Here is a 13601-nt window from a genome sequence, read left to right on the forward strand (position 1 = left end):
CGGCAAGACATCGGCAATGTGATCCGGCAGGACCCAAGCAGACATGAGAAAAGGGGAGGCTGTTAAAATCGTGATTCTACCGGCACCGGCCAAGGCCCCTCCAACGGGGACCGACCAACAAGGCCATCAAGCGCGAGAAACACATGGCGCCGCCCTGTCCCATAGGAGGGAGAGCGGCCCAAAAAAAACGGCAGCCCTGCAATGCAGAGGCTGCCGTTGCGCGCCTGGCGCCGCTTTTTTACTTGCGCGGGGCGGCAGGCTGCGCCGCGGATGCAGCGGTGCCACCGCGGAAGGCCTTGAAGAATTCGGACGACGAGGGGTCCACCACCATAACGTCGCTCTTCTTGTTGAAGCTGGACTTGTAGGCCTCCAGGCTGCGGTAGAACTGCGCAAACTGCGGGTCGCGGCCAAAGGCCTCGGCGTAGATGCGGGCGGCCTCGGCATCGCCCTCGCCCTTGAGCTTCTGGGCATCGCGGTAGGCGTTGGCAATGGCGATTTCGCGCTGGCGGTCGGCATCGGCGCGGATCTTTTCGCCTTCAGCCCCACCGGTGGATCTAAGCTCATTGGCGACACGCTTACGCTCAGCCTCCATACGCCGATACACAGACTCAGTGATCGCCTCCACATAATCGACGCGGGTGATTCGGACATCCACCACATCAACACCCCACGGCTTCACTCCGCGAACCGACTCAAGCACTTCGCGTTTTACGTCTGCCATTAGGTCTTCCCGCTTCAGCGACAACAACTCTTTGACAGTTCGCTTGTTGATTTCCTCTTGGAATGCATTGCGAACCACGCGATTGAGCTGCATGGCACCTGCGTTTTCGTCAAGGCCGACATTGCGGATGTACTCAGTGGGCTCAGAAATGCGCCAACGAACATACCAGTCGATTACCACACGCTGCTTCTCTGCAGTCAGCATGGGCTCCGTATCGGTGCTATCCAAGGTCAGCAGCCGCTTGTCGATGTAGGAAACGTTCTGAAAAGGGGGGGGGAGCTTCCAGTTCAAGCCCGGCTCGGTAATAACCTCCTTAATCTGACCCAGGGCATAAAGAACACCAAACTGGCGTTGATCCACAACAAAGAGCATCGAGCTCATTAACGCAAGCACCACCAAAAAAGTAGAGGCTATAAATCCGACTCTGTTCACAGGTAGCTCCTAGCGGGCTTCACGATCACGCGTACGACTAGTGTCACGCGCCCGCGGGTCAGTGGATAAGGAAGAGGATGGCACCGATGGAACCGCCGCAGGCGAAGTAGATGCAGAAGACAGCGATTGCTCCAAAGGCCCCGCTCCCGAAACAACTCCTTGCATGATTTTGTCCAGCGGCAAATAGAGCAGATTTGAACCTTGGCGCGAATCGACCAAGACCTTGGTGACGCTGCCGTATATCTGCTGCATGGTCTCCAAATACATTCGATCACGCGTCACAGTTGGTGCCTTCTGATACTCAGCAAGCACCGATGAGAATCGTTGCGCGTCACCTTGGGCCTGAGCAACTATGCGTGCCTTATAGGCAGCAGCCTCCTCATTCAAGCGCGACGCAGAGCCTACAGCACGGGGAATGACGTCATTCGCGTACGCTTGAGCCTCATTTTTCGCTCGCTCGCGCTCCTGCCCCGCTTTGAGTACATCATCGAACGATGCCTGCACTTGCTCAGGAGGGCGGACACCGCCCTGCTGGAGATTGATACCGACGACTTCAACGCCGACCTTGTACCGGTCCAGGATGGTTTGCATGAGCGCCCTCACGCGAGGGGCTATCTGATCGCGCTCCTCGGCAAGTGCCGTATCCATGCGCATCTTGCCCACAACTTCCCGAACTGCGGTCTCCGCAGCCTGAACCACCGCTTCCGTCGGGTTTTTGCTCTCAAAAAGCCATGCCCTTGCGTCGTTCAATCGGTATTGAACCGCGAACTTGATCTCAACAATGTTTTCGTCTTCTGTCAGCATGGCGGACTCACGCAATCCCGTGCTTTTGATAACGCTATCGCGCCCAACATCCGCAGATCGAATTTGAGTCACAAAAACAAGCTCGTGACGCTCAATTGGGTAAGGCAGTCGCCAATTAAAGCCCGCGCTTACCGTGCTCTTGTACTTTCCAAACTGGGTGATAACGGCTTGCTGACCTTCTTGCACAATAAAGAAACCAGTACCCAGCCAGATCACAAAAACAATGCCAAGAATGAGTCCAACACCTACACCGGCATTTTTCATATCGGGCTGAAAACCACCACCCGAACCACCACTGCTTCCCGTCCCCCGACCACCACCCTTGCCACCAAACAGACCTCCAAGCTTGCGATTGAGGTCTCGCCACAACTCATCGAGATCCGGTGGTTGTCCGTTCCCGTTGTTGCCGCCCTGCTCACGGCCGCGGTTACCAGATGTTGGCGGTACCGGACGCTCCTCGGGACGCACCGCGTCGTCTGGTTTTTCGTCGCCGCGACCCCAGCGGGGATCATTCAAGTTGAACATACCCCGGATACGTTCTGGCAATGAGGCCCACCGCAGGGTTCGATTCTGAAAATTCATGCGCAAAGTCTCTGGTTCTCTACTGGCGTTGATCAATGCAGACATTGTGCCCAATCAGGGCAATTCACTTGGCAATTCAATGGCGGTATCTGGGGTCATGACTCCAGCCGCTGCCAAGACCTTGGATGAGAGTATTGAGCGCAGGCCGTCAAGGCCCTCTCCCGAACGAGCGCTCACGAATAGGCGTGGAATCATATGACCATCCACCTCATAGCAGTCTTCCAGGATTGCAGGGTATCGATCTGACTCCAAGGCATCAATCTTGTTAAATACAAGAATCTGTGGAATACCCTCGGCTCCAATTTCTCGCAAGACACGCTGCACCTGTGTCATCTGCTCGGGAAATTCAGGGTTCGATGAATCCACGACATGAAGCAACAGGTCCGCTTCTACGGCCTCCTGCAGCGTTGCCTGAAATGCATCAATAAGACCATGCGGAAGGTCTCTGATGAATCCGACCGTATCGGACAACGATACTGATCTCCCTGCGGCTCCAAGGTAGAGCTGCCGCGTAGTCGTGTCCAGCGTGGCAAAGAGTTGATCCGCCGCATACGCTCGCGCCTTGACCAGCGCATTGAAAATTGTGGACTTGCCAGCGTTGGTGTAACCCACCAACGAAATGTCGAAGGTGTCCCTGCGTTCGCGCTGCCGCCGCTGCGTCGAACGCTGGCGCTTCAGTTTCACGAGCCGCTCACGAGTGCGTTTTATGGCGTCACCGATCATGCGACGATCCAACTCGATCTGCTTCTCTCCAGGGCCCCCTCGTGCACCAATACCTCCGGTCTGGCGCTCTAAGTGAGACCATCGGCGAACAAGGCGCGTGCTCAAATACTGAAGCCGAGCCAACTCAACCTGGAGCTTGCCCTCATGACTCCGAGCTCTTTGCGCAAAAATCTCAAGGATCAAAAGCGTCCGATCATTGACCGGCAGCTCTATGTGGCGCTCCAGATTGCGCTGTTGCGCAGGACTGAGCGACTGATCAAAGAGGACTTCGGTAGCACCATGCATCTGTGCAAGGGCGCGAATCTCATCGGCCTTGCCACTCCCTACAAACAGCGCCGCATCAGGCGCCTTGCGCTTGCAGGCGATTCGCGCAACCGGAGTCATCCCAGCTGTTTGCGCAAGCAATCCCAGCTCTTGAAGTTCCAAGTCGAAGTGGGGCAACCCAAAATCCACCCCAACCAGAAGGACAGTAGTACTCGGGGGTGACGATGAAAATCTGGCTCCACTCAAAGCCTACCGCCTTCCCAACCAATCCGAGCTCTAAAAAGCGAAGAAGACAACAACGACTTAGGCGCTGCCGGCATCAGCTTCCGGCGTTTCAGTCGTTGAGAAATTTACGGCACGGCCAGGAACGATGGTGGAAATAGCATGCTTGTAAACCATTTGGGTTACTGTATTGCGCAGTAGCACCACATACTGATCGAAAGATTCGATCTGCCCCTGAAGCTTGATGCCGTTGACCAAATAGATGGAAACCGGAACATGCTCTCGACGCAAAGCGTTCAGAAACGGGTCTTGCAAAAGCTGGCCTTTATTGCTCACGATATTCTCCGTGTTCAAAATGTTGTTGTAAACCAGCACCTTACCACAGCCATGCAGGCGGCTCGTTGCAACTCGACATGCCCCCTTCAGAATTCAGCTTTTACTTAGTCGTCGTCCTTGTCGGAAAAAGGATTGTGAGACGTTTTCATTTGTATGCGGAGCGGTGTCCCCACCAGATCAAACTCTTTCCGGAAGCGTCCCTCCAGAAATCGCTTGTATGCATCTGTGACGTGTTCGAGGGAGTTTCCATGAACGATGATTACGGGTGGATTCATCCCACCTTGATGCGCATAGCGCAGCTTGGGACGGAACATACCGGCACGCTTCGGACTTTGGAATTGAACCGCCTCAAGCAGCAGTCGAGTGAGAACTGGTGTAGACATCTTGCATGTAGCTGCTTTGTGTGCTTGCACAATGGAGGCCCAGAGAGGACCAAGGCCTTGCCTCTTTTTAGCAGATATGTAATGCAGCGAAGCAAACTTCAAGAAGGCCAAACGGGTCTCGATGGATCTTTCCAGTAGCTGACGCTGATACTCATCAATGGCATCCCATTTGTTGACCGCAACGACCACTGCGCGACCACTTTCCAAGATGTACCCAGCTATATGAGCATCTTGGTCAGTAACCCCTTGGGTTGCATCTAGCAGCAGCAGCACAACGTTAGCAGACTCAATGGCCTGCAGCGTTTTTACCACTGAAAACTTCTCGATCGCCTCAAACACCTTGCCTTTGCGCCGAAGGCCTGCCGTATCCACAAGTTCAAACTTCTGACCGTTCCGCTCAAAAGGAACGGAAATAGCGTCGCGAGTTGTCCCCGGCATATCAAATGCAACCAACCGCTCTTCGCCCAGCCAAGTATTGATCAGCGTTGACTTTCCTACATTCGGTCGTCCTGCCACAGCCAGCTTAACAATGCTCTTGTCAGGCCCACCATCCGCATCTTCCGGATCTGGCAGTTGGAGAGGCTCCAATGCGATCTCCACCAAGCCCCGAATGCCTTGCCCATGTGCAGCAGATACCGGAAAGACCTCACCCAATCCAAGTTCGTAGAACTCGGCGAGCTGAACCCCCTCCAACATTCCTTCCGCCTTGTTGGCCACCAACACACAAGGTTTGCTAAGACGCCGCAGATAGTTGGCGATGTCATGGTCTTGGGCGGACACCCCCGCGCGTGCGTCCACGACAAAAACAACCACGTCAGCCTCTGCTACAGCCTGCTGGGTCTGTTTCGCCATCTCTTTGTAGATGCCGGTCGATGCATCTGGCTCAAACCCGCCGGTATCGATGACGATATATTCGTGCTTACCTTGCTTGCCATTCCCGTAATGCCGGTCACGCGTAAGTCCCGCAAAATCGGCGACGATGGCGTCACGAGACTTTGTCAGGCGATTGAACAACGTGGACTTACCGACGTTCGGACGCCCAACAAGGGCGATAACTGGCTTCATTGAATAAGACCTATCAATCAATCAGGACGGAAGCCAAAAATGCCGCCGTTACGTGTCACCACGACCAAAGTATCCGCAGCTACAACCGGAGCGGCACCAATACCAGAACCGTCGGTGGAAACACGGTTGAGCGGGGCGCCATCGGTGCGAGAAAGCAAGTGAACCAGCCCTGTGTCGTCACCGACTACCACCGAGCGCCCGAGAAGCAAGGGGGCCGTTAGCTTGCGATGTTTAAGACGATCTGTGGCCCATAGACGAGAACCATCCATGCGGCGCCAAGCAATCACTGATCCATTGCTTTCAGTGCCAAAAACGGCATCTCCATCACCATGGACGCCTTCGGCACCACTGGCAGGCTGGGTCCAAGCAACGGCACCACGCGCAGTGTTTACACAACCCACAGACGCCTGAAAAGCACGTGCGCACACGCTTTCACCGTCTCTGGTTGTCCGCCCCACCAACTCAACCAATCTTTCAACATCATTGGTGCCGCGAGGGCTCGCCAATGGAGCCTCCCACCGAACGCTTCCGTTGTCTGGATTGAGCCCCACCAAGCGACCCGACAAACCGACAAGCAAGGTATCTCCTACGGGGCGCAATACACCAGCCTGGCGCAAAACCAAGGCCTCACCAGGCCGTTGCTGTGTCCACAGCTTGCGACCAGTCACGGCATCAAACGCAGAAATAGCTCGATCCGCGGAAAGCACAAAAACACGCCCACCTGCCAGCAGCGGAGGCGTAAACACCTGAGCACCCATCGCATGTCGCCAGCGTTCTCGCCCAGCATCCAGCACGACCAGCTCATTTCCACGCGAAACCACGGCGGCAGCCTTTCCCTCGCTGCCCACGCCTGCGGAGAGCGGCTCACCCAGATTGGTGCGCCACACATCGCCACCCGTGCGTGCATCAATAGACACTACGACACCGTCAACAGAGGCAAGCGTGACAAGATGACCAGCAGTGTGCACCTCCATCGGCATGCCAGCCAAACCGCCCACACGGGAAGTCCAAGCTTGGCGCACACCTAGAACAGCCACATTCGCGCCAAGATCTCCCGGCACAGGTTTGGAGCTACCTCCACTCCAAAGTGATGAACATCCAGCCAGAACAACCACTACCGCCAGAGCCACAACTGCGCGGTAAGTACGTGCAGTACCGCGCGCTGCGAACCGAGAAAAATACATAGTCACTTTGCCCCTCCAGCAGTACTAGCCGATACCACCGTCGAACCTTGCGGAGCCACACCCAACGCGTTCAGCTTTATCTCTACCAAACGGCGGTATTCGACACCCTCTTCAAACGCCTTGTAAGCACGGTTGTACTCAGCAATGGCCTCCGCACGCTTGTCCTGCAAAACAAAGATATCACCTTTGCGGTCTGCATAAACAGCCTCAAACTCTGGTGGAAAGCCGGTGGAGACCAGCGCAAGCGCTTCGTCATAACTCTTCTGATCCATCAACACACTACTCAGCCGGAGCTTCGCAAGCGCCTTAAGCCCATCGTCTGAAGACTTCTCCGCAACCCAAGCCAGCGTCTGCTTGGCAGCATCCGAATTACCACCATCCAATTGAGCTTTTGCAAGGGTCAGCCCTGCCTGCCCCGCCTGCGCTGTGCCTGCGTACTTCAACTTGATATCTGAAAATGCTTGCTCCATTCGCACAGAGTCGGCAGAACGAGCCGCGGCGTCAACCGCATCGAACAGGGCCGCCGCCTGCACAGCCTGACGATTCTGCCAATACTGATAACCATTCCATGCAGCAACCGCTCCGGCAACCAAGATCAACACGGAGCTGATCAACGTGCCCCATGTGTTCCAGAAATGCTTCAACTGGTCAAGCTGCTCTTGTTCTTCGAGATCGAGGTGTTTTGCCATGGGATATGTGTGTTTCAGGAGATGGATTGTAGGTGGGGGGCCCAGTCGGCCAACGCATCGAGCGCTCTTTCTGATTGAGCGCCTGCGCCATCACGGAGTGATTTCAACGTCACCATGCCCCTGGACAGCTCGTCCTCTCCGAAAATCAGAGCATGGACAGCACCGCTGGCGTCGGCTTTTTTAAACTGTGACTTCATGCTGCCCATGCCGTCTCCGCCAGCAGGCGCCGCGTGCATCTGCACCTTTACGCCCTGTGTGCGCAGCCGTTCAACGGTGGACATGGCCAGGGGCAATGCAGCTACTGAGGGAACAATCGCGTAGACATCCGGCACAAGGGCAGGAACCACGTTACCCTGCTCCTTCAGGAGTTCCAACACCCGCTCCACGCCGAGAGCCCAGCCGACGGCCGGAGCAGGTTTACCACCAACCTGCTCGATCAAGTAGTCATAGCGACCTCCTCCGCAGATGGTGCCCTGCGAACCCAACTGGTCCGTCACGAACTCAAACACCGTGAGGTTGTAGTAGTCCATACCTCGTACAAGGCGAGGATTGACTCGCCACTCCACCCCGTTCGCATCCAGGATGGCCTTCACTGACGAAAAATGTGCAAGCGATTCGGCACCCAGAAAATCGATCAAACGAGGCGCAGCGTCCACCAAAGATTGCATAGCCGGATTCTTGGTGTCCAGAATTCGCAAGGGATTGCTATGCAAACGCCTGCGGGCTTCTTCATCAAGGGTATCCGCGTGCTGCTCCAGATAAGCGATCAATGCCGTGCGGTGGGCCTTGCGCTCAGCAGGCTCACCAAGACTGTTGATCTCAAGGCGGATATTTTTTAGACCCAATTCACGCCACAGAGTATTGGCCAGAAGGATCAACTCGGCATCGACTTCCGCGCCCGGAAACCCAAGCGCTTCGGCACCAATTTGGTGGAACTGCCGGTACCGGCCGCGCTGAGGACGTTCGTGACGGAACATGGGCCCCATGTAGTACAGCCGCTTCCCCCCTTCGTAGAGCATGTTGTGCTCAGCAACAGCACGCACTACACCGGCGGTGGCCTCCGGACGCAAAGTCAACTGCTCCCCATTGAGACGATCTTCAAATGAGTACATCTCTTTTTCGACAATGTCCGTCACCTCACCGAGTCCTCGCACGAACAAAGGCGTTGGCTCGACGATAGGGGTACGAATGTTGCGATAAGCGTATCGCGCCATCAACGCGCGCACCTTGTCCTCTAGCCACTCCCACTTCGCTGAATCGGGGGGCAAAATGTCATTCATCCCTTTTACTGCAACGAGCTTCTCAGGCTTCTTTGACACGGTTTTTTGTTCGATTGTCACGGTATATTTTTTCTTGATGAGGAAAAGCGGTTGGCGTACCCACAACCCCCGTGGGCACTCAAACCCGACGGAGCTCGCCTAGCAGCGCTCAGGAAGTAGCCAGAACGCCACGACCAAAACGCTGTTCGATGTACCGTTCTACGATCTGGTGAAACTCATTGGCAATGTCATCACCACGCAGGGTCATAGCTTTTTCACCATCGATGAACACAGGCGCTGCCGGGGCTTCACCCGTCCCGGGCAGGCTAATACCGATGTCCGCATGTTTGCTTTCACCGGGACCGTTCACGATGCAACCCATGACAGCAACACGCAGGTTTTCTACGCCCGGGTAACGGACGCGCCACACCGGCATTTGCGCCCGCAGGAAATCGTCGATCTGCTTAGCCAGTTCCTGAAATGTCGAGCTGGTGGTACGTCCACATCCGGGGCAAGCTGTCACACTGGGCACAAATACACGCAATCCCAGAGACTGCAGTATTTCCGACGCAACAACGACCTCTTGGGTGCGCGCCTCACCTGGCTGGGGGGTCAATGACACGCGAATGGTATCGCCAATACCTTCTTGCAAAAGCACCGCCAGCGCGGTCGCAGAGGCGACAGTGCCCTTGGTGCCCATGCCCGCCTCAGTAAGACCCAGGTGCAAGGCATAGTCACACCTGCTCCCCAGTTCACGATAAACAGCAATCAGGTCCTGAACGCCGCTGACCTTGCACGACAAGATGATTTGATTCCCATCCAAACCCATCTCTTGCGCCCTGTTCGCAGACTCGATAGCCGAGGTAATGAGCGCCTCATACATCACTTGGCGTCCCTCCCAGGGCGCCGTGCGACGGCTGTTCACATCCATGAGGCCCGCCAACAACTCCTGGTCTAGGCTTCCCCAGTTCACGCCAATACGTACGGGCTTGTTCCACCGCATGGCAGCGTCGATCATTTGGCCAAACTGCAAATCCCGCTTGTTGCCCTTGCCCACATTGCCTGGATTGATTCTGTACTTGGACAAAGCCTGGGCACAGTCCGGAAAGTCCGTCAGCAGACGATGGCCGTTGTAATGGAAGTCACCCACCAGGGGGACACTTTCTCCCATGCGGTCCAACTGCTCGCGGATGTATGGAACGGCCGCAGCCGCTTCCGGCGTATTGACCGTAATGCGCACAAACTCTGAACCGGCCTGGGCCAATTCTTTCACTTGAATTGCAGTACCAATGGCATCGACCGTGTCTGTGTTTGTCATGGATTGCACTCGCACGGGTGCGTTACCACCAACGGTAACAACCCGCGCGCCCCAGACAACCTGAGCTTGTCTTGACCGCCGCGGCGAAGGCGACGCTATCGCCACCGGCTCTAAATGTCGCTGCACGTTTTCCACTATTTCACCTCAAAACGAGCAACGTTCTCGCGCGATACCGCTCCCAGTTCAAACGGTTTTCCGCGCACAAAAACTTCCGTGGCATCGGCACGCCCAATCACCACAGACATTGGCACAGCACCCGACACGGAGACTGTCTCAGTCGCCGCCAGATTCCGCTGCAGCACCACAGCACCTGCTGAATCCTTCACTTGGACCCAGGACTCGCTGCGAGCACGGATAAGCAAAACTCCCGACGGAGCGATTGTGCTGGCCGCTTCGCTTGCCGACACCACGGGTGCAGGGGCTGTAGTCGATGCTACGGTGGAGAGCGCCTCGGATGCAGCGGCCACCGACGGATCACCAGCGCCCACCGAATCTGGTGCAACCTGATTCGATAGAGGCGCTGCAACGACCCCAACCGGCGAAACATCTCCACCAGCAACAGGAGCTTGCGGCCCAACACCAGGAGAGAAGGAAGGGTCGCTTGCCAAGCCATCAGACGAGCGAGGAAAATACACAAGTGCCAGAGCCCCGGCAAGCAATGCCAGCACAACAACCGTCACAGAGCGAGACGTAGAAGCGGTGAATGACGACGAGGATGCAAAGGACGTTGAGGCCCTGCCCCCATGGCCCTTGACCGGAGCATTCAAACCCGCTGTGTCCGCTTTGAGATGAGGACTTTTGCTTTGTGGCAGCAGCGCCAAGATAGGTGCGGGGTCCACCTTCAAAGTTCGGCAAATGCTTGAAGCGAGCGCTCGCACGAAGACCGTATCCGGCAACACCGCGTAGTTATCGGCCTCCAGAGCCTCAAGTTTGCTAACGGGTACCTTCAACGCAACAGCCAGTGCTGCGATGTGCATGCCCGAGGCCTGTCGGGCTGCTTTCAGCATACCACCGCCTGTCATTCCCTCGCCCAAGACCACATCACCCTCACTCATTGAAAGCCCCGCGTTCGTATGCCCCCAACTCCTTCGAGTCCGGAAAGCGCTTGCGCAACTGGTCTGCCAGCTGCCGCATAGCAACCGAGTCACCAATCGCGCGCTCAATCTTGATTCCCAACCAAAGGGATTCAGAGTTAGACAGCTCGCTGTTGTTCAGTCGGCGAATGTAAAACTGTGCCCGAGTCAACTCATTGCGGCGCAATAACAGCGATGCAAGGTGATACCCAACGACTGGGTTCCCCGCGTCCAACTCGTAAGCCTTGAGCAACGATTGCTCCGCTTCTGCAAACTGCCCGGCACCTGATTGGCACAACCCCCTCGCCATTAGCGTCTTGCTGCGCGCCGTGTAGGTCGGGTTCGCAATGGCCTGCATGAACTGCTGATCGGCCTCGGCGTACTTCTGCTGCTGGCACATCAGCCAACCATAGTTGTGCATCAGATTGGGGTCGTTACCCCGCAGTGCCAACGCACGCCGAAAGCTATCCTCAGCCTGCGGAAAGTCATTCAGCCGCATAAAAATCAAACCACGCAAATTGAAAGCGTCGGCGTACCCTGAGTCTGCTGCAAGTGCCTGCTTGACCTCATCCAACGCAACAGCCGTTTGCCCCATCTCAAAATAGTTGGATGCAAGTTCAAGGCGAATGCGAGCACGACGGCGCGATTCAGGCTCGTCCGACGCAGTGAAATTTCCCGCATTGCTGTCACTGCCAGAGACCCCATCGACTTTGGTCGCGCAACCTTGAAGTGTCGCCGCGCAAAGCACTGCACTACATGCCGTGAGTGTCCAGCGGCCAAATTGCCGCCAGCGTCCGTCCAATCCCACCATGTAGAGCCTCCTTGATATGTACCGAATTACGAAATCACGTGACCGGTTTGAGCACGATTGTGCGCTGCTTTGCCATCCGCTCTGCGGCACGGGTTCGATCCTTGACATCCCCAGCCAATTGGCCACATGCGGCGTCAATATCATCGCCTCGGGTCTTGCGCACAGTCGTGACAATCCCAGCGTCGCTCAGAATTTTTGCGAAGGCAACCACCTGCCCCTGAGGCGAACGCAAGAGTCCGGACGCGGGGAACGGATTGAAGGGAATAAGATTGAACTTGCAACGGACCCCAAGCCCTCGCGCCGGTTTCACGAGTTCGATCAACTGCTGGGCGTGCTCCAACTGGTCATTGACGCCGTCGAGCATGCAATATTCGAATGTGATGAAATCCCGTGGGGCGTGCGCCAGATAACGATTGCAGGCCTCTACCAGCTCCTGGATGGGGTACTTGCGATTGAGCGGCACCAGGTTGTCGCGCAATGGATCGTTGGGCGCATGCAAGGAGACGGCCAAAGCCACCGGGCAGTCCTGAGCGAGCCGATCAATCATTGGAACGACGCCCGATGTAGACACCGTGACCCGCCGACGCGAAAGCCCGTACCCGTGATCGTCCAGCATCACGCGCAAAGCGGGCACCAATGCGGAGTAATTTTGCAAAGGCTCGCCCATCCCCATCATGACCACATTGGAGATCACGCGGTCTTGGGTTTTCAGCCGTTGACGCAACGAATGCTCGGCGAACCACAATTGGGCAACAATCTCACCCGTTGTCAGGTTACGGCTGAAACCTTGATGCCCAGTGGAGCAAAAACGGCACCCTACCGCACAGCCTGCCTGAGACGAAACGCAGAGGGTCCCTCGGTCGTCTTCAGGGATAAATACAGCTTCCACGGCATTGCCATCGCCCACGTCAAACAACCACTTGACAGTGCCATCCGAAGAAACATGTTCTGAGATAACGGGCAAGGCCTCGACGCGAGCGCAGCCCTTGAGCTTGTCACGCAATGCCTTTGCCAGATCGCTCATGGCGTCAAAATCATTGGCGCCGCGCTGATGAATCCAGCGGAACAACTGAGTAGCACGAAACCGCTTTTCGCCCAGTTCTTGGCAAAAAGCTGCCAGACCGTCTAGATCAAATTCCAGCAGATTGGTGGTCACTTCGCCCTCCCTCGAAGGGGCCGAGCGCAGTCGTCCCCATGGCGCAGATATCCCACAATAGCGGGAACAGGCATGGGGATCGCCATATCAACGCGAGTAGATGTTGAGGCCAGGGAAGAAGAAAGCTACTTCTGCCTGGGCGGTTTCAGCCGCGTCAGAGCCGTGCACTGCATTGGCATCGATGCTGTCAGCGAAATCTGCGCGGATCGTGCCGGCTTCTGCCTTCTTGGGGTCCGTAGCGCCCATGAGTTCGCGGTTCTTGAGAATCGCGTTTTCGCCTTCCAGGGCCTGAATCATCACAGGGCCGGAGATCATGAAATCCACCAGATCCTTGAAGAAAGGACGCTCTTTGTGCACACCGTAGAACTGCTCAGCTTCCAGGCGCGACAGGTGCGCCATGCGTGCGGCCACCACCTTCAGGCCAGCTGCTTCAAAACGAGCATAGATCTGACCAATGACGTTCTTGGCGACTGCGTCGGGCTTGATGATGGAGAGAGTGCGTTCGATAGCCATGTTAATTTTCCTGATTGGATGTTGCTGTGATTCGTTTGTCCATCGGACAAAGCCCTCGATTCTAAC

General features: G+C 56.2%; 13 protein-coding genes. All 13 read right to left on the bottom strand.

Annotated features, from left to right (window positions below):
- Window positions 1-238 precede the first annotated feature (238 nt).
- The gene (gene hflC / locus ACK41V_RS12615; protein ID WP_409782815.1) at window positions 239-1153 is read right to left on the bottom strand and encodes a protease modulator HflC; all 915 of its coding nucleotides are present in this window, start codon (window positions 1151-1153) and stop codon (window positions 239-241) included.
- Between the two features lie 9 nt (window positions 1154-1162).
- Window positions 1163-2539, bottom strand: a complete 1377-nt coding sequence (hflK, locus tag ACK41V_RS12620) for an FtsH protease activity modulator HflK (RefSeq protein WP_409782898.1) — start codon at window positions 2537-2539, stop codon at window positions 1163-1165.
- A 54-nt stretch (window positions 2540-2593) separates the two neighbouring features.
- The gene (hflX, locus tag ACK41V_RS12625) at window positions 2594-3772 is read right to left on the bottom strand and encodes a GTPase HflX (RefSeq protein ID WP_409782817.1); all 1179 of its coding nucleotides are present in this window, start codon (window positions 3770-3772) and stop codon (window positions 2594-2596) included.
- Between the two features lie 57 nt (window positions 3773-3829).
- Window positions 3830-4084 (bottom strand): RNA chaperone Hfq, encoded by a 255-nt coding sequence (gene hfq, locus ACK41V_RS12630; RefSeq protein ID WP_409782819.1) that lies wholly within the window; start codon window positions 4082-4084, stop codon window positions 3830-3832.
- 104 nt (window positions 4085-4188) lie between these two features.
- Window positions 4189-5532: a ribosome biogenesis GTPase Der gene (der, locus tag ACK41V_RS12635; RefSeq protein WP_409782821.1), complete on the bottom strand. Its 1344-nt coding sequence runs from the start codon at window positions 5530-5532 to the stop codon at window positions 4189-4191.
- Between the two features lie 17 nt (window positions 5533-5549).
- Window positions 5550-6716, bottom strand: coding sequence for an outer membrane protein assembly factor BamB (gene bamB / locus ACK41V_RS12640; protein WP_409782900.1), 1167 nt, complete (start codon window positions 6714-6716; stop codon window positions 5550-5552).
- Window positions 6717-6718: 2 nt separating this feature from the next.
- On the bottom strand, window positions 6719-7405 hold the full coding sequence (locus ACK41V_RS12645) for a YfgM family protein (protein ID WP_409782823.1): 687 nt from the start codon (window positions 7403-7405) through the stop codon (window positions 6719-6721).
- Window positions 7406-7419: 14 nt separating this feature from the next.
- Complete coding sequence (gene hisS / locus ACK41V_RS12650; RefSeq protein WP_409782902.1) at window positions 7420-8685, bottom strand: histidine--tRNA ligase; 1266 nt, start codon at window positions 8683-8685, stop codon at window positions 7420-7422.
- A gap of 148 nt (window positions 8686-8833) precedes the next feature.
- A complete protein-coding gene (gene ispG / locus ACK41V_RS12655) occupies window positions 8834-10108 on the bottom strand; it encodes a flavodoxin-dependent (E)-4-hydroxy-3-methylbut-2-enyl-diphosphate synthase (RefSeq protein ID WP_409782904.1) in 1275 nt (424 codons plus the stop codon).
- A gap of 8 nt (window positions 10109-10116) precedes the next feature.
- Window positions 10117-10989, bottom strand: a complete 873-nt coding sequence (locus ACK41V_RS12660) for a helix-turn-helix domain-containing protein (protein ID WP_409782825.1) — start codon at window positions 10987-10989, stop codon at window positions 10117-10119.
- Between the two features lie 40 nt (window positions 10990-11029).
- Window positions 11030-11866, bottom strand: a complete 837-nt coding sequence (gene pilW / locus ACK41V_RS12665) for a type IV pilus biogenesis/stability protein PilW (RefSeq protein WP_409782827.1) — start codon at window positions 11864-11866, stop codon at window positions 11030-11032.
- 34 nt (window positions 11867-11900) lie between these two features.
- Window positions 11901-13022 carry a 23S rRNA (adenine(2503)-C(2))-methyltransferase RlmN gene (rlmN, locus tag ACK41V_RS12670; RefSeq protein WP_409782829.1) on the bottom strand — a complete coding sequence of 374 codons (1122 nt, stop codon included), beginning with the start codon at window positions 13020-13022 and terminating at the stop codon, window positions 11901-11903.
- A gap of 87 nt (window positions 13023-13109) precedes the next feature.
- A complete protein-coding gene (ndk, locus tag ACK41V_RS12675) occupies window positions 13110-13535 on the bottom strand; it encodes a nucleoside-diphosphate kinase (protein WP_409782831.1) in 426 nt (141 codons plus the stop codon).
- Between the last annotated feature and the right edge of the window lie 66 nt (window positions 13536-13601).

This window comes from Acidovorax sp., assembly GCF_046291265.1.
GTDB lineage: Bacteria > Pseudomonadota > Gammaproteobacteria > Burkholderiales > Burkholderiaceae_C > Acidovorax.

Coding starts and splice junctions, on each gene's coding strand:
- hflK (WP_409782898.1), bottom strand. CDS start 2,539: ATGAATTTTCAGAATCGAACCCTGCGGTGGGCCTCATTGCCAGAACGT.
- der (WP_409782821.1), bottom strand. CDS start 5,532: ATGAAGCCAGTTATCGCCCTTGTTGGGCGTCCGAACGTCGGTAAGTCC.
- bamB (WP_409782900.1), bottom strand. CDS start 6,716: ATGTATTTTTCTCGGTTCGCAGCGCGCGGTACTGCACGTACTTACCGC.
- ACK41V_RS12645 (WP_409782823.1), bottom strand. CDS start 7,405: ATGGCAAAACACCTCGATCTCGAAGAACAAGAGCAGCTTGACCAGTTG.
- hisS (WP_409782902.1), bottom strand. CDS start 8,685: ATGAATGACATTTTGCCCCCCGATTCAGCGAAGTGGGAGTGGCTAGAG.
- ACK41V_RS12660 (WP_409782825.1), bottom strand. CDS start 10,989: ATGCTGAAAGCAGCCCGACAGGCCTCGGGCATGCACATCGCAGCACTG.
- pilW (WP_409782827.1), bottom strand. CDS start 11,866: ATGGTGGGATTGGACGGACGCTGGCGGCAATTTGGCCGCTGGACACTC.
- ndk (WP_409782831.1), bottom strand. CDS start 13,535: ATGGCTATCGAACGCACTCTCTCCATCATCAAGCCCGACGCAGTCGCC.